Source organism: Frankia sp. CeCAU1, from assembly GCF_977971845.1.
Genome location: NZ_CDWWXA010000025.1, coordinates 1 through 16,616, shown reverse-complemented (window position 1 = coordinate 16,616; position 16,616 = coordinate 1). Strand labels below are relative to the sequence as shown.

Annotated in this window: 12 protein-coding genes; 4 read left to right on the top strand and 8 right to left on the bottom strand. The window is 70.4% G+C overall.

The features are described 5' to 3' along the window. Positions 1-3: 3 nt before the first annotated feature. The gene (locus AC08OO_RS07130) at positions 4-1,839 is read right to left on the bottom strand and encodes an NAD+ synthase (protein WP_476618341.1); all 1,836 of its coding nucleotides are present in this window, start codon (positions 1,837-1,839) and stop codon (positions 4-6) included. 187 nt (positions 1,840-2,026) lie between these two features. Here AC08OO_RS07130 and AC08OO_RS07125 point away from each other — a divergent pair, with 187 nt between their 5' ends. Together AC08OO_RS07125 and AC08OO_RS07120 are read left to right on the top strand one after the other, a co-directional pair. After that, positions 2,027-3,385, top strand: coding sequence for a glutamine synthetase family protein (locus tag AC08OO_RS07125; protein WP_476607758.1), 1,359 nt, complete (start codon positions 2,027-2,029; stop codon positions 3,383-3,385). Next, positions 3,382-6,600, top strand: a complete 3,219-nt coding sequence (locus tag AC08OO_RS07120) for a bifunctional [glutamine synthetase] adenylyltransferase/[glutamine synthetase]-adenylyl-L-tyrosine phosphorylase (protein ID WP_476618340.1) — start codon at positions 3,382-3,384, stop codon at positions 6,598-6,600. Before AC08OO_RS07125 ends, AC08OO_RS07120 begins: the two co-directional genes overlap by 4 nt. A gap of 107 nt (positions 6,601-6,707) precedes the next feature. Here the strand turns inward: AC08OO_RS07120 and glnII are convergent, their stop codons facing one another. Further along, positions 6,708-7,769 carry a glutamine synthetase GlnII gene (glnII, locus tag AC08OO_RS07115; protein WP_476607756.1) on the bottom strand — a complete coding sequence of 354 codons (1,062 nt, stop codon included), beginning with the start codon at positions 7,767-7,769 and terminating at the stop codon, positions 6,708-6,710. Positions 7,770-8,498: 729 nt separating this feature from the next. Beyond that, a complete protein-coding gene (gene glnA, locus AC08OO_RS07110) occupies positions 8,499-9,923 on the bottom strand; it encodes a type I glutamate--ammonia ligase (RefSeq protein ID WP_011437527.1) in 1,425 nt (474 codons plus the stop codon). A gap of 182 nt (positions 9,924-10,105) precedes the next feature. Between glnA and AC08OO_RS07105 the strand changes: the two genes are divergently transcribed. Beyond that, the gene (locus tag AC08OO_RS07105; RefSeq protein WP_082456814.1) at positions 10,106-10,585 is read left to right on the top strand and encodes an RDD family protein; all 480 of its coding nucleotides are present in this window, start codon (positions 10,106-10,108) and stop codon (positions 10,583-10,585) included. Between the two features lie 64 nt (positions 10,586-10,649). On the opposite strand, the gene AC08OO_RS07100 is transcribed toward AC08OO_RS07105, so the two are convergent. From AC08OO_RS07100 to AC08OO_RS07085, 4 genes are all read right to left on the bottom strand, one after another. Beyond that, a complete protein-coding gene (locus AC08OO_RS07100) occupies positions 10,650-11,516 on the bottom strand; it encodes a DUF4191 domain-containing protein (RefSeq protein WP_476618339.1) in 867 nt (288 codons plus the stop codon). Between the two features lie 106 nt (positions 11,517-11,622). Further along, on the bottom strand, positions 11,623-11,880 hold the full coding sequence (locus tag AC08OO_RS07095; RefSeq protein WP_476618338.1) for a hypothetical protein: 258 nt from the start codon (positions 11,878-11,880) through the stop codon (positions 11,623-11,625). A 117-nt stretch (positions 11,881-11,997) separates the two neighbouring features. Further along, entirely contained in the window at positions 11,998-12,999 is a 1,002-nt protein-coding gene (gene lipA / locus AC08OO_RS07090; protein WP_476609361.1) for a lipoyl synthase, read from the bottom strand. A gap of 158 nt (positions 13,000-13,157) precedes the next feature. Further along, the gene (locus AC08OO_RS07085; RefSeq protein WP_476618348.1) at positions 13,158-13,892 is read right to left on the bottom strand and encodes a Type 1 glutamine amidotransferase-like domain-containing protein; all 735 of its coding nucleotides are present in this window, start codon (positions 13,890-13,892) and stop codon (positions 13,158-13,160) included. Positions 13,893-14,102: 210 nt separating this feature from the next. Here AC08OO_RS07085 and AC08OO_RS07080 point away from each other — a divergent pair, with 210 nt between their 5' ends. Next, on the top strand, positions 14,103-15,821 hold the full coding sequence (locus tag AC08OO_RS07080; protein WP_476618347.1) for a protein kinase: 1,719 nt from the start codon (positions 14,103-14,105) through the stop codon (positions 15,819-15,821). A gap of 27 nt (positions 15,822-15,848) precedes the next feature. On the opposite strand, the gene AC08OO_RS07075 is transcribed toward AC08OO_RS07080, so the two are convergent. After that, on the bottom strand, positions 15,849-16,616 hold a 768-nt coding region (locus AC08OO_RS07075; protein WP_476618337.1), incomplete at its 5' end, for a 2-oxo acid dehydrogenase subunit E2.

The following is a 16,616-nucleotide window of genomic DNA, read 5'->3' as shown; positions in this document are numbered from 1 at the left end:
TGGTCAGGCCGGCGGGTTCTCGCGCCAGCGGGAGGTGATCGGCAGTCGGCGGTCGCGGCCGAACGCCTTGGAGGTCACCTTCGGCCCGGGCGGGTTCTGGCGGCGCTTGTACTCGGCGAGGTCGACGAGCCGGATCACCTTGTCCACCACGGCCGGATCGTGCCCGGCCGCGATCAGCTCGGCCCGGCCCCGGTCGTGGCTGACGTAGTCGTCCAGGACGGGATCGAGGATGCCGTAGTCGGGCAGCCGGTCGGAGTCGAGCTGGCCCGGGGCAAGCTCGGCGGACGGCGCCTTGACGATGATCTCATCGGGAATGGGTGGCGCCTCGCCACGCTTCTCCGCGGCGGCGTTGCGCCAGCGCGCCAGCCCCCAGACGCGGGTCTTCGAGACGTCCTTGATGGGGGCGTAGCCGCCGGCGCTGTCTCCGTAGAGGGTGGAGAACCCCGTTGCCAGCTCGCTTTTGTTGCCGGTGGTGAGGATCAGGTGCCCATGCTGGTTCGACAACGCCATGAGCAGCGTTCCGCGTACCCGGGCCTGCAGGTTCTCGTCCGCGAGGCCGTGCAACCCGCCGAGGGCGGCGGCGGCGGCGCGGAACGCGGCGGCGATCGGCTCGATGGGCACCACGGCGTGCCGCGTGCCCTGGCGGCGGGCGAGTTCGGCGGCGTCGGTCACCGAATGCCCCGACGAGTAGCCCGAGGGCAGGGCGACGGTGTGGACGGCGTCGGCGCCGATCGCGTCGACCGCGATGGTCGCGACGAGCGCGGAGTCGATACCGCCGGACAGCCCGAGCGCCACCGAGGAGAAGCCGTTCTTACGGATGTAGTCGCGGGTGGCGGTGACCAGTGCGGTGTACAGCTCCCCAGCGGGCTCGGGGCGGTCGGCGACGACCGGAGGCAGGGGGGTGAACGGTGCCAGCGGCTCGGCGGCCAGTACCGTGCGCGTCACCGTCATCGTCGTGCCGTCCTCGGCGTCAACGTCCTCGGCGTCAACGTCCTCGGCGTCGATGGCCCCGGCGTCAACGGCCCCGGACACCGCCCGCGCCGGGCCGGAACCGGCCGCGGGCAGGTCCAGGTCAGTGATCAGCAGCGCCTCGCTGAAGACCGGCGCCCGCGCGACGAGTTCCCCCGCGGCGTCGACGACGAGGGAGTCCCCGTCGAAGACCAGCTCGTCCTGCCCGCCGACAAGGTTGACGTAGGCCAGGGCGGCCGCGGCCTCCCGGGCGCGCTCGGCACACAGGGCGTCGCGCTGGAAGGACTTCCCCTGCTCGTAGGGGGAGCCGTTGATGCACAGGACGAGGCCGACCCCGGACCGGCGGGCCACGGTGATCGGCCCGCCCTGCTGCCACAGGTCCTCGCAGATCGTCAGGCCCACGTCGATCCCGTGCAGCCGCAGCACCGGAAAGGCCATGCCGGGCACGAAGTAGCGGAACTCGTCGAAGACGCCGTAGTTCGGCAGGTGATGCTTGGCGTAACGCGCGACAACCTCGCCGCCCCAGAGCACCGCGGCGGCGTTCTGCGGTTCACCGGCCGGGCGTCCCACATTCGGCGCGGGTTGCGCGGACGCGTCTAGGTAGCCGACGACGACGGCGATTTTGCCACACCCCTCCTCGGCCAGCCGGCGGGCCAGAGCTACCAGCGCCCGCTGGCTCGCGGCGACGAAGGAGCGGCGCAGGACGAGGTCCTCCGGCGGATAGCCGGTCAACGTGAGTTCACCGAAGGCAATCAGATGAGCGCCGTTGGCGACGGCCCGTTTCGTCCAGGTGCTGACCAGGTCGGCGTTACCGGCGAGGTCCCCGACGGTCGTGTCCACCTGGGCGAGGGCGATCCGCAGCTGGGCCATGGTTGCAGCGTAGGCGGTCGCGGCGTGGGCCGTTAGGTCCCGTGTCGGGAGGGTAGGTAACACGCCGTTGGCGGACGGGTTGCTACCAGGCAACATCACGGCGATGAACGGATGTAGTCGCTAGGGTCGGGATAAGCACATCGGGTGGCCCGTATCGTCGAGTCCACATCCTCAGCGCGGAGGCACTATGGACAAACAGCAGGAGTTCGTTCTCCGGACTCTGGAGGAGCGGGACATCCGCTTCGTTCGGCTCTGGTTCACCGACGTACTCGGGTACCTGAAGTCGGTGGAGATCGCCCCCGCGGAGCTGGAGGGGGCGCTGGCGGAGGGTATCGGTTTCGACGGATCCGCCATTGAGGGCTTTGCGCGGGTACACGAGGCCGACATGCTGGCCCGGCCCGACCCCTCCACCTTCCAGGTGCTTCCCTGGCGCGGTGAACATCCGCTTACGGCCCGGATGTTCTGCGACCTCGTGATGCCGGACGGCACGCCCGCCGCCGCCGACTCGCGCTGGGTGCTGCGGAGCGCGCTGGCCAGGGCGGCCGACGCGGGGTTCACGTTCTACACCCATCCGGAGATCGAGTTCTTCCTGCTCAGGGAGCCGCCGAAGCGCGGTGGCCCGGTGCCCCCGCCGGTGGACGAATCAGGCTACTTCGACCTGACCCCCAATGACATCAGCCATGATTTCCGGCAACAGGCCATCAGCATGCTCGAACGGCTGGGTATCTCGGTGGAGTTCAGCCATCACGAGGTGGCCCCCGGCCAGCAGGAGATCGATCTCCGCTACGCCGACGCCCTCACCATCGCCGACAACATCATGACCTTCCGCCAGGTGGTCAGGGAGGTGGCGTTGCGGCAGGGTATTTACGCCACCTTCATGCCCAAGCCGTTCGGTAACCAGGCCGGGTCGGGGATGCACACCCATCTGAGCCTTTTCGAGGGCGACCGTAACGCCTTTCACGACCCGACCGACGACTATCAGCTGTCCAAGGTGGCGAAGGCCTTCATCGCCGGGCTCCTCGCGCACGCCGCCGAAATCACCGCGGTGACCAACCAGTGGGTGAACTCCTACAAGCGGCTCATCGGTGACCAGCAGGCCGGCGAGGTGCTGGAGGCGCCGGCCTATGTGTGCTGGGGCCACAACAACCGTTCGGCGCTCGTGCGGGTTCCGCTCTACAAGCTCCACAAATCCAACGCCACCCGGGTGGAGTTCCGGCTGCCGGACAGCGCGTGCAACCCGTATCTCACCTTCGCCCTGGTGCTGGCAGCCGGCCTGCGGGGTGTCCAGGGCGGTTATGAGCTGCCACCGGCTTCGGCGGACGACGTCTGGACGCTCACCGACACGCAGCGCCGTGAGCGCGGGATCACCGCCCTGCCCGGCTCGCTCGCCGAGGCGGTCAAGGTGATGGAGCATTCCGCGCTTGTGCGGGAGACCCTCGGCGACGAGTTGTTCGACTTCTTCCTGCGGAACAAGCGGGCCGAGTGGCTGGAATACCGTCGGCAGGTGACCCCGTTCGAGATCGACCGGTACCTGCCGGTGCTATGACCGGGCGGACCGGCACCCGGCCCCCCACGGTCGGGCCGGGACCGGTCGGGCCGGGACCGGTCGGGCCGGGATCGGTCCCGGCCCATCCGCGGGGGAGTTCGGTCGCCGCGCAGCTCGCGCGGCTCGGCTTCACCGACGTCGACCGGGTCGAGACGACGATGCGCCGCCTCGGCCTGCTCACTCCGGCCGTCCAGTCGCCCACCGCCGGCAGGGATGTCCTGCCCGGTCCCGCCACCGTGGGAATCGTGCGCGAGGAACGGCTCGAGGCCAACGTCGTGGCCGGCTCGCTGGCGGCCGCGGCCGATCCGGACCGGGCTCTCGCCGCGCTGGACCGGCTCGTGGACGCCCTCGGCCCGGCCGGGGGCGCGGCCCTCGTCGGCGCGCTGGCCCGCCACGAGGGGCTGCGGGAACGGCTCGCCGCCGTGCTCGGCGCGAGCATCGCGCTTGGCGATCATCTTGCCCGCCATCCGGCGGACTGGCGCATCCTGGAAGCCGACGAGGTGGTCACCGCCCCGCCGGATGCGGCGAGTGTGCGGGCAGGTCTGCTGCGCGCGGTCGGCGCGGATCAGGACGATCCGGCGCCCCGGGCTGCGGGCGACGGTCCCCAGATCCTCGACGCCCTGCGGATCGCGCACCGCAGGGCGCTGCTGGTCCTCGCGGCGCGGGACCTGACCGGCGCGGTGCCGCTCGACGAGGCCACGGCCGAACTCGCCGATCTGGCGGGATTCGCGCTGGACGCGGCGCTGGCGGTCGCCCGTGCCGGGCTCGACCCGCGGCTGCCCCCGGTCCGGCTCGCCGTGATCGGCATGGGCAAGTGCGGCGGACGGGAACTGAACTACGTCAGCGACGTCGATGTCGTGTTCGTCGCCGAGCCGACGGCACCCCGCGATGCGGCAAACGGTACGGCGAACGGGGGGAAGAGCGGGGCGGCACCGGCCGGGCCGGCGGTACTGACGGCGGCGACGCGGCTGGCGGAGGGGCTGGTCCGGGCCGCCGGCACCGTCACCGCTGCCGGTGCGCTGTTCCAGGTCGATGTGGGGCTTCGCCCGGAGGGCCGGGACGGTGCCCTGGTCCGCACGCTCGCCAGCCACCACGCCTACTACCGTCGCTGGGCCCGGACCTGGGAGTTCCAGGCGTTACTCAAGGCCCGCCCGATCGCGGGAGACCTGGCGTTGGGCGCCGAGTTCTGCGCGATGGTCGCGCCCATGGTGTGGACGGCGGCCTCCCGTCCCGGCTTCGTGGCCGACGTGCGGGCGATGCGGCGCAGGGTGGAGTCGACGCTGTCCCGCGCGGAGGCGGAGCGCAATCTCAAGCTGGGCCCGGGCGGCCTGCGCGACGTCGAGTTCGCCGTCCAGCTGCTGCAACTCGTCCACGGCCGGGTGGATGCCAAGCTGCGGGTCGCCTCCACCCTGGGCGCCATCGACGGTCTGGCCCGCGGCGGCTACGTCGGTCGGCGCGACGCGGCCGGGCTCGCCGACGCCTATCGTTTTCTCCGTAACGCCGAGCACCGCCTTCAGCTGCAACGGCTGCGCCGGGTGCACACGCTGCCCCGGGACTCCACCGAGCTGCGCTGGCTGGCCCGGTCGATGGGGTTGCGCACGGCGGAGGCGTTCGAGGAGGCCCACGCTCGGGTGGTCCGATCCGTCCGATCGCTGCACGAGAAGCTCTTCTACCAGCCGTTGCTGGAGGCGGTCGCCCGCCTGTCGACGGAGGAGATCCGCCTCACCCCCCAGGAGGCGGCCGACCGGCTGGCCGCGCTCGGCTTCGCCGCGCCGGACCGGTCGTTGCGCCATATCGAGGCGCTGACCAGCGGGGTGAGCCGGACGGCCGCGATCCAACGCCACCTGTTGCCGACGATGCTGCCCACCTTCGCCGACGCCCCCGATCCCGACGCCGGGCTGCTGGCCTATCGGCGGGTCAGCGAGGCACTCGGGCGCACCCCGTGGTATATGCGGCTGCTGCGGGACTCCGCCGGCGCCGCGGACCGGCTCGCCCGGGTGCTCGCGACCAGCCGGTACGTGGCGGACCTGATGGCCCGCGCGCCGGAGTCGGTGCGGCTGCTGCGCACCGAGGACGATCTCGTCCCGGTGCCGCGGGAGGCACTGGTTCGGACCATGGTGGCGATCGCCCACCGCAACCCCGACTGGGAGGAGGCCGTCGGGCGGGCCCGGGCGGTGCGCCGCGTCGAACTGGTCCGGGTCGCCTGCGCGGACCTGCTCGGCCTGCAGGACGTCGCAGCCGTGGGCCGGGCGCTGGCGGACGCCGCGGCCGCCACCATTGCCGCGTCCCTGCTCGTCGCCGAGCGCAGGGTCGCCGGAGGTGACCCGGAGTCGTTGCCGGCGCGGATCTCGATGATCGCGATGGGCCGGCTCGGCGGCGCGGAGATGTCCTACGGCAGCGACGCCGACGTGCTGTTCGTGCACGAGGCCAGGCCAGGAGCGTCGGCGGACCGGGCGAGCAGGGCCGTCGCCGAGGTGGTCGGTGAGCTGCACCGGCTGCTGGCCGTTCCCGGACCCGATCCGGCGCTGCGCCTGGACACGGCGCTGCGTCCGGAGGGGCGCAGCGGCCCGGCCTCGCGCACGCTGGAGGCGTACGCGGCCTACTACCAACGGTGGTCGCAGGAGTGGGAGTCGCAGGCGCTGCTGCGGGCGGAGCCCCTGGCCGGTGATCCCGGGCTCGCCTACCGGTTCTGCCGGCTGGCGGACACGGTGCGTTACCCGACCACGCTTCCCGCGGGCGCCCTGGACGAGATCATCCGCCTGCGCGGGCGGATGGAGCGGGAACGGATCCCACGGGGAGTCGATCGTACGCTGCACCTGAAGTTCGGCCCCGGGGGGCTGACCGACGTGGAATGGGCGGTGCAGATCCTCCAGTTGCGCCACGGCCGGCAGATTCCCACGCTGCGCACGACGTCGACGCTCGAAGGCCTGGGGGCCGCGGTCGTCGCCGGTCTGCTCGACGCGAGCGAGGCGGAGATCCTGCGCGCGGCCTGGATGTCCGCCTCCCGCATCCGCAACGCGAGCACGCTGGCCGGCTGGCCGCGTCCGGACGTCGTCCCCGACCGCCCGCCCGGTCTGGAGGCGATGGCGAGCGCGGCGGGATATCCCGCCGACCGGGCCGGCGAGCTCGTCGCCGAGCACCGCCGGTCGGCGGCGCTGGCCCGCGCCGTCGTCGAGGAGGTGTTCGCGCGCGAGCGGACCGCGGATTTCGGCTAGTACGTACGGTGGTGCTGGAACCGCGCCACCGTAAGACCGGGCGGCAGGCGGTCGTGTCGTCGGGAGCACCGCCACGGCCGCCTGTACTCCGGGATGGTGACCGTTCGTCAGACGGTCGCCTCGGCCGGGGCCGGGGTGGTCTGGGACGGCACGAACAGCGTCGGCTTGTCGCCGGCCAAGGCGCTGCAGCAGGTGTCGATCATGAGCGCGGAGACCAGGTACGGGTCCATGTTCGCGTTCGGGCGACGGTCTTCCAGCCAGCCCTTCTTGGCCTTCTCGACAGCCCACGGAATACGGATCGACGCGCCGCGGTCGGAGGCGCCCCAGGAGAACTTGTTCCACGGAGCCGTCTCGTGCTTACCGGTCAGCCGGTCCTGGATGCCGTGACCGTAGTGGGTCACGTGCTCCAGCACCCGGGTGCCGAGCGCCTCGCAGCAGGCGACGATGGCGTCCCAGCCCTCCATCGTCTGCCTGGTGGAGAAGTTGGTGTGCGCGCCGGCGCCGTTCCAGTCGCCCGGGATCGGCTTGGCGGCGAACGACACCTCGACGCCGTAGTCCTCGGCGATCCGGTGGAGCAGCCAGCGGCCCAACCAGATCTGGTCGCCGATCGCCGGGGCGGGGAGCACGCCGATCTGGAACTCCCACTGGCCCATCATGACCTCGGCGTTGGTGCCCTCGATGGCGAGACCGGCGTCGAGGCAGGCCTGCGCGTGCCTCTCGACGATCTGGCGGCCGGGCATCTTCGAGCCGCCGACGCCACAGTAGTACGGTCCCTGCGGCGCGGGGTAGCCGACCTCCGGCCAGCCGTAGGGACGGCCGTCCTTGAAGAAGGTGTACTCCTGCTCGATGCCGAACATCGGCGTCATGTCGGCGTACTTCTCGGCGACGGTCCGGGCGGCGGCCCGGGTGTTCGTCGGGTGCGGCGTGAAGTCGGTCAGCTCGACCTCGCAGAGCACCAGGAGGTTGTCGCCACCCCGCAGCGGGTCGGGCGTGACGAAGACGGGCCGCAGCACGCAGTCCGAGTTCGATCCGGGCGCCTGGTTGGTGCTCGAGCCGTCGAAGCCCCAGATCTCCGGTTCCTTACCGTCCCTGATGATGCGGGTCTTGCTGCGCATCAGCGGCTCGGGCTCGGTGCCGTCGATCCAGATGTACTCGGCCTGATAACTCACTCATACTCCCCGTGGTTGATCCTGCACGTTACGGAGCGACTTCGTGATCGGCCTGGCCAGCCGACCCAGGCCGCGAATGACGGGAGGGTTCGACCGGAGCCTTGCCGTGCCCAGTTACCTTCCTGTTCCGCGATTGTTAATTTTTGGTCTCTGCTATGTCACGAAAGGCTGGCTCTGGGCGATCGGGGCCGGCTGCCGTCCGGGATTTTCGGAGTCCCCGACTCCGCTTTCGTGCCGTGGTCTCCCGGCGGGTGTCGGAGGGAAATGGCCAGTATTCTGGACCGCGCCGTTCCGCATATACGTGAGGCCCGCCTCCGACGTCGTCGAAGTAGGGCCTCGGGGAATCGGTATACTAATTTTCAATGCGGGTTCGGGGTTTCGCCTGGTATCCCGGGAAAGAGTCCGGGCATCTCCCGTTCGCGATCTTTCCGGCGCTCGCCGACGCTTGGTGGATAGCGGCGGACCTTCGGCCGGTCTCCGCCCGGAGGTGGCGGCGGGACCTGGTTTCCGCACGCGTCCCCGGCTCGAAGAGGCCTTCTGGCGCCGCGGCGAAGGACCAGACGAACCGCAGGGGTCAATCAGGGCTCCCCGCCTCGAGAGCGTGACCGACCCCCCGCGGTTCACCGGTGCCGCACCTGTCCGGGACCCGGTCGTGGTCACCGCCTCGGCGCCCGCCGGATCGCCCGAGGCCCGGCGATGGGTCAATGGCCGGAACCTTACGGCTGGGCGTCAGATGTCGTAGTAGAGGGTGAACTCGTATGGATGCGGCCGCAGGCGGATGGCGTCGACCTCGTTGACCCGCTTGTAGTCCAGCCAGGTCTCGATCAGATCCGCGGTGAAGACGTCGCCCTCCCGCAGGAACTCGTTGTCCGCCTCCAGCGCATCGAGCACCTTCTCCAGCGAACCCGGGACCTGGGGAACCGCGGCCAACTCGTCCGGCGGGAGGTCGTAGAGATCCTTGTCGATCGGGTCCGGCGGATCAATCTTGTTCCGCACGCCGTCGAGTCCCGCCATCAGAATCGCGGCGAAGGCGAGATACGGGTTGCAGCTCGGATCCGGCACGCGGAACTCGACCCGCTTGGCCTTCGGCGAGTCACCGCTGAGCGGGATGCGGCAGCACGCTGACCGGTTGCGGGCCGAGTAGACCAGGTTGACGGGTGCCTCGTAGCCGGGCACGAGCCGACGGTAGGAGTTCGTGGTGGGGTTGGTGAAGGCCAGCAGCGCCGGGGCGTGGTGCAGCAGCCCCCCGATGTAGTAGCGGGCGGTGTCCGAGAGACCGCCGTACCCGTTCGGGCTGTAGAAGAGTGGCTCCCCGTCCTTCCACAGGCTGGAGTGGACGTGCATACCGGATCCGTTGTCCTCGAACAGCGGCTTCGGCATGAAGGTGACGGTCTTGCCGCGGCCGCGGGCGACGTTGCGGATGACGTACTTGTAGAGCATCAGGTTGTCGGCGGTCTTCAGAAGCGTGTCGTACCTGATGTCGATCTCCGCCTGGCCCGCGGTGCCGACCTCGTGGTGCTGCATCTCGACGGTGATACCCGTCTCGTAGAGCACCCGGGTCATCTCGGAACGCAGGTCGGTGAAGTGGTCCGTGGGCGGCACCGGGAAGTAGCCGCCCTTGAACCTCGGCTTGTACCCGAGGTTCCCGCCCTCTTCCTTCCGGGCGGTGTTCCAGGCGGCCTCGACCGAGTCGACCTGGTGCATCGACCCGTAGGGGTTGTAGTCATAACGGACATCGTCGAAGATGTAGAACTCCGCCTCCGGACCGAAATACGCGGTGTCCGCGACGCCGGTGCCCCGGAGATAGGCCTCCGCCTTCTTGGCGATGTTGCGCGGATCCCGGGAGTACTGTTCCTTGGTGATCGGGTCATGGATGAAGAACGTCATGGCGAGGGTCTTGTGCTCGCGGAAGGGGTCCACGAAAGCGGTGTGCGGGTCCGGTAGCAGCAGCATGTCGGACTCGTGGATGGCCTGGAAGCCGCGGATCGACGAGCCGTCGAACATCAGGCCTTCGGTGAACACCGACTCCGCGAAGACCTGGGTCGGGATGGTGAAGTGCTGCATGATCCCGGGAAGATCGCAGAACCTGACATCGATGAACTGAACGTCTTCGTCCCGGATATAGCGAAGCACGTCTTCTGCTTTTGTGAACATTCGTCCTCCAGCATCGCGTCACGCTTCTTAGGCCCACAGGTTACGCCATGTTGGCGTGTCTCCGGTCACCAGGTCATCGGTGTACGACATCACGGGATGGTTTCCGTAGCGTTACCGAAACCCACTTCATTACTCAACGTGATGAGTTGGGTGCATGTTGCGGTGCCACATAAGCTTGCGTCGTGGGACGAGCACTTGGAGGCTGGCTTGACGGGCCAGGTCTGCCACGGGACACCCCGCCCGGGGTACGCCTCGGGTTGCCGCGGGACGGCCGAGGATCCGTGGTCGGGTTCGGCCCGCGTCTGCTGGCCTACCTCGTGGACGCGGTCGTCGCGAACCTGATCGTCGGCGTGCTGTACATCGTCGGGCTGAGCTACGCCGCAGACGCGCGTGGCCTTGCGATCTACGCGCTCTTCCTGCTCGAAGAGCTGATCCTCGTCGGTACGGCCGGTCAGACGATCGGCATGCGGCTGGCCGGCATCCGTGTGATCCGGCTGCGTGACTGCGGTCGGCAGTCCTGGCCGTGGATCGTCGTGCGTACCGTTCTGCTGGGCCTGTTCATCCCGGTGTTCATCTGGGACCGTGACCTACGCGGCCTTCACGATCGTGCCGCCGGGACTGTGGTGGTGCGCGACCCCGAGAAGCCCGGCCCCGAGAAGTAGCGCGGTTCGAGGCTTCGGGGTGGGCCACCGTGGGCCGCACAGCGGACCACGCCTGGCGGCGGCGCTATCGGATGCGGCCGCCGCGCGGGATGTTGCGGGGGATCGGTCCCTTCGGGATCGGCAGCGCCGCGCCGCCCATCGCCCGCAGGCGACGGTCAAGGGCGTCGACCTCGCTGCGGCGCAGGGTGCGCCGCAGCCGCATCAGGGTGCTCTGCAGCTTGGGTAGGGGAGTCTCCCCCTCACTGGTGCCGATGATGATGTCGGTCACCGGCGTGTCGCCGACCGCCTTGCGGATCCGGCGCTTCTCGGCGGCGAGCAGTTCCCGCGGGCCACGCCCGCGACCCTCCGCGATGATCACGACCCCGGCCCGGCAGACGACACGGTGCACCACATCCTGATGCCGGTTGACGCCGACGGCGGGGGTGATGCGCCACTCGCCCCGCATCCGTTCGATCACTCCGGCGGCGGCGCCCGGTTTGCCTTCCATCTCGGCGTAGGCGGTCCGCTGCACCCGCCGGCTGAACAGGTTCAGGGAGACGACTACCCCGAGCAGAAGGGCGATCGGAATCCACAGGTACAGCGGACCGACGAAGATTGCGAGCACGATGCCGACGGCGACCGGGGCGAGGAAGCCCGCCAGGGTGATCCAGAGCGCCCGCGGATCGCGTTGCCGGGTGACCTTGTAGATCATCCGGAGTTGGGCGACCCGAGTGGTGAATTCCTTTCCCGGTCCCGCCCCGCCGCCGCGGCCGTTCCGACCGGCCGCGCCAGCCTTGCCGGCCGCACCGGGGGTCTTCCCCGCGGCACCAGGGTTGGTGCCGCGCCTGCCAGCCGCGCCGTTCTTGTCGGCTGCGCCCGCCGACTGGTCCTTCCCCGCCGCCCCAGGGGTCGCCGGCCCCGGGGCGTCCGTCGGCTTCTTCTTCAGTGCCATGACCGCGAGCCTACGGCCTCCTGGCTAGCGGTAGGCATGCTCGTCCCGTGCTCGCTGATCGCCGTTGGCCGGCGGGAAGTCCGACGGATCTGACTGCCGGGCGTGATCAGGGCGTGACGCGGATCAGGGCTGGGCGGCGACCGCGCGCGGACGCGGGGCGGCGGCCCGGGGTGGTGACTCGGGGCGGCACGGGCGTGACCGACGTGACCGAAAGCGGCACGGTGGTATCTATCCATCGATAGCCGGTCGTCACGTGCAGATCGGTGGCCGCCCGCCAGGCGTTACGACGCGCGGTCTTCTGACCTCCGTGCGGCAGCAGCAGCAGGGTCACTTCTTCGAGAACGCTGAGCAGTGAACGGAGCACGATGGGAACGACCTCCCGGCACGGTCGTGGGCACACACCTCGATGATGGGCGAAGAGGATGACCCCCATGTAACGAGTGGATAACGCTAAGCTAATTCTAGCTGCTTCGAGGAATGGTCACCACGGACTCGGCCGTTGCCCGTGAGAGTTCTCCGACACACTTTCCGGGGGAACGGACATTTCGCTGCGGTCCTGGTCACGTGCCGTCATCGCTTGCTGGTAGAGGCGGCTGGCCCGGTAGGAAGACCGGACGAGCGGACCGGACATCACCCCGGAGAACCCGAGCTCCGCGCCGACACGTCCCCAGTCGAGGAACTCCTCCGGCCGCACCCACCGCTCGACCGGATGGTGCCGCGGCGTCGGGCGCAGGTACTGGGTCACGGTGAGCAGCTCACACCCCGCCGACCGCAGATCCCGCAGGGCCGTGTGGATCTCCTCCGCCGTCTCACCCAGACCCAGGATGAGGTTCGACTTCGTGACCAGCCCGGCCTGGCGGGCCTGGCGCAGCACGTCGAGTGAGCGCTCGTACCGGAACGCCGGCCGGATCCGCCTGAAGATCCGGGGTACGGTTTCGAGGTTGTGGGCGAGTACCTCGGGCGCCGCCTCGAACACCTCGCCCAACCGGTCGGGCCGGCCGCCGAAGTCCGGGATCAGGACCTCCACGCCGGTATCGGCCGAGCGTGCGTGGATCTGGCGGACCGTCTCCGCGTACAGCCACGAGCCGCCGTCCGCGAGGTCGTCCCGAGCGACTCCGGTGACCGTCGCGTACCGCAGGCCCATGGTGGCGACGGACTCCGCCACCCGGCGCGGCTCGTCATGGTCGAGCGGGGCAGGCCGCCCGGAGTCGATCTGGCAGAAGTCGCAGCGGCGGGTGCAGACCTCCCCGCCGATCAGGAAGGTCGCCTCGCGGTCCTCCCAGCATTCGTAGATGTTGGGACAGCCGGCTTCCTCGCACACCGTGTGCAGCCCGGCCGATTGGACCAGCCCCTTGACGTCCTGGTACTGCGGGCCGGTGCGCAGCCGAGTCCTGATCCACGATGGCTTGCGTTCGATCGGCGTCTGCGCATTACGGGCCTCGATGCGCAGCAGCGGACGACCCTCGGGGGCGACGGCGGTCATACCACCAGCTCCATCTGCTCAGCTTGCTCGGCGACCGGTTCAAAGGAGGGGAGGCTCCGCGGCCAAGCGGATTTTGGCGAGGAAGCGCTGTCTGTCCCATGCTTCGCGGTGGGGGCCGCGGAAAGCCCGAAAACATCCACAATCATAAGCCTGCCGGCTCAGTCGCGGGGCACCGTGGGTAGCAGGCGGGGCACCACCGCGGTCTCCACGGCGGTGCCGTCCGGACCGCGTTCGACCCGCCAGGCGTGCACCCCGGGCCGGTCGGCCACCGCCTCGACGAGATCGGTGCCGTGGAAGTGCAGACCCACTCCGTCGTCGGTCGCCCATCCGGCCGGCAGCGTGCCCTCGGCGACCAGCCGCTGGAACAGCGGCCGCCTGCCGGCCTCCGAGTCGTAGTGCGGGGTGTTGCTGAAGGGCAGCAAGCCGAGGCCGTTCGTCACCGGGCGGAGAGCCGGGCCGAAGGAGTCGGTGGTGCCGCCCACATGCCAGCACAGTGAACCGGCGGAGACTCCACCGAGCACGACCCCCGTCTCCCACGCCTCGCGGAAGATCTCACCGAGCCCGTGCACGGCCCAGACCGCGAGCAGGTTGGCGACGCTGCCCCCACCGACCCAGACGACGTCCTGCGCCAGCAGATGGGCGCGGATGTCGGCGATGTTCGGCATCGGGAACAGCGTGAGGTGGGAGAGCAGCACGTCGGGCCGGTCGCGGTTGAACGCCGCATACCCGCGGGCGTAGGCGGCCTGGTCGTCGCCCAGGGCGGTCTGCAGCAGGCAGACCCGGGGCCGTGCGCCCGCTGCGGACAGACTGATGGCGTGATGGAGGATGGGACCGACCTTGGCTCCGTAGCGGCCGTCCGGAAGGAAGCCACCGCTGGTAGCGAGGATCTGCACGGGTTCGTCGCTCTCTGAAGGCTGTCGCATGTGACGGTCGTCGATCGCATACCCCGCGGTGGATCGTAAAAAGTTATCCACAACCGGACGAAGAGGTAGGCAGACCGGACCGGTTTGAGCCTAGCGTCGCTTCTTGTGACCTTCACCGACGATTCCGCGGACAGGCCGGCCCGGCGCGTCGGCGGCGTACCCGAGGTCCCGGGGGTGAGCATGCGTTCCCGCCTGCGGGACGCCGGCTCTGGAGAGCTCTGGTCGGGTCAGTTCGACCAGTCCGGAATCGAGTGCGTGGTGCGGCGGGTGCGGTTGGCGCCGGACCCGGTGCTGCGTTCCGCGGCGGTCATCGCGGCCCGGGCCCTCGTGGACCTGGAGCATCCCCATCTGGTGCCGGTCGTGGCGGTGTTGCCGACCGCGGAGGGCCTGGCGTTGATCACCGAGCCGGTCGTCGGCGGTGTCAGCCTCGCGCGGCTGCTCGCCGCCCGCGGGGACCTGGACCCCGGTGAGGTCGTCACGATCGGTCTGCCGATCGCGCAGGCCCTGGCCGCCGCGCACGCCGTCGGCGTCGTGCATGGCCGGCTCGAGCGTGCGGACATCCTGTTGGAGCCGAACGGGCGTCCGGTTCTGATCGGGCTCGGGGTCGCGGCGCTGGCCGACGCGGCCAGACCGGATCCGATTCCACCCGAGGCCGCGTCCGCGGACGTCCATGACCTGGCCACTCTGCTGCTCGGGGCGATGCGTGAGGCCACCGGGCCAGACGCGGCCGCGGTGGCGGTGGCGGTGGCGACCGCCATGATCGACGACCCGCGTCGGCGACCGAGCGCCCTGGAACTCGCCGCGTCGCTGGCCCGCAGTGCGACTCCGCTCCCGGTCCGCCTGGCGGGCGGCGGCGAGGCGGGCGGCGGCGAGGCGGGCGGCGCGGCGCGGCGCGGTCCCTCGCCGACCGACACCCTGCCGGCGATCCCCTGGGTGGACCCGCCCGACGATCCGGCCCAGCCCGACCGGGCCATCACCGGAGCGACGGCCGTCAACGCCGCGGAGCTGCTCGACTCGTTGCCGCCACCGCCCCGACGATCGACCCGTGCGACGACCAACCCTCGGAAGGCCGCCCGCGGTGGCGGTCGGGGCTCCGGGGGCAAGGGGTCGGCCACCCCGGGTGCGGCTGCTCCGGGGCCGCGGTCACCGCGTTCCGGCGGATCCACCGGAAGCGGCCAGGGGACGCAGCGAGGTCCGCGTGGGCACACGACCGCCTCGGGCTCCCCGGGTCCCGCGGGGCCCCCGGGGGGCCTCGGCTCCCCGGGCCGGAGCACCCGGCCGACCTCCGCGCGCCGACCGCGCCGGGTGGGAGCCCGCCGCCAGCGCTTGCTGTTCCCGGTGACCGCCGGGCTGGGCCTGCTGGTGGTCGTGGCGGCCGTCGCGTTGCTGTTGGCCAGCCCGGAGAAGGACGATGCACCCGGCGCGGCCGGGACGTCCGCGCCACCAACCGGTGCAGCCTCCGCGGCCGGGCGGGGACCGACGGCGTCGCCGGTCGCCAACCAGTCGCCCGAGCAGGTCTGGCGTTCGGTACTCGCCGAGTTGAACACCGCGCGCAGCCGTGCGTTCGAGCGGGCTGACGAGAGCCTCCTGACGGAGTCTGATGCCGCGGGTAGTGAGCTGCACGCTTCGGATATCGCGCTGATGAGGCAGGTGGTCGCGAGGGGGGCGCATGCCTCGGCACTGCGCAGCGACATCCTCGATCTCAAGGTCCGGGTCGAGGAACCGGACCGCACCGTGCTGCGGGTCACCCAACGCCTGAACGCCTACGACTTCCTCGACGCCGGGGGGAAGGTGCTGGCGCATCAGGCGGCGAAGTCGCCGGAACGGCGTGACCTCACCCTGATCCGTACCGGCTCCGGTTGGCGGGTCTCGGAGAACGTCCCGGTCACGGCCGGCTGACCGGACGGTCAGCCGGCCGTGACCGGGCTACAGGCCGAGTTCGGCTTCGAAGGCTCCGTTTTCCAGCCGGTGCTTGATGAAGGCCAGGAAGCGAGCCGCGTCGGCACCGTCGACGATGCGGTGGTCGTAGGTGAGGGACAGGTACACCGTCGAACGAACAGCGATGATCTCGCCCAGCTCCGGATCGTCGACGACGGCCGGCTTCTTCGTCACGATGCCGGTGCCGAGAATGCCCACCTGCGGCTGGTTGATGATCGGAGTGTCGAACAGGGCGCCTCGACTGCCGGTGTTCGTCAGGGTGAAGGTGCCGCCGCCGAGCTCGTCGGGCGAGATTCGGTTGGCCCGGGTGCGGCTCGCCAGGTCGTCGATCTTGCGGGCCAGTCCGATGAGGTTGAGATCGCCGGCGTTGTGGATGACGGGCACGACCAGACCACGCTCGGAGTCCACGGCGATGCCGAGGTTCTCCTCCCCGTGGTAGGTGACCGTGCCCGCCTCGACGTCGATGCTGGAGTTGAGCTGCGGGAACTCACGCAGCGCCGCACAGGTCGCCAAGGCGAAGAACGGCAGGAATGACAGCTTGATGCCTTCCCGAGCCTGGAAGCCGCTCTTCGCCCGGTCCCGCAGCCGCGCGATCCGGGTGACGTCGGCCTCCACCACGGTGGTGAGCTGCGCGCTGATCTGCAGCGACTCGACCATGCGGCGAGCGACCAACGCCCGCAGGCGGGAGAGCTTCTCGGTCTGGCCGCGGACGGGGGCAGCGCCGGTCGGGGCCACGGCCGGGGCCACGGCCGGGGC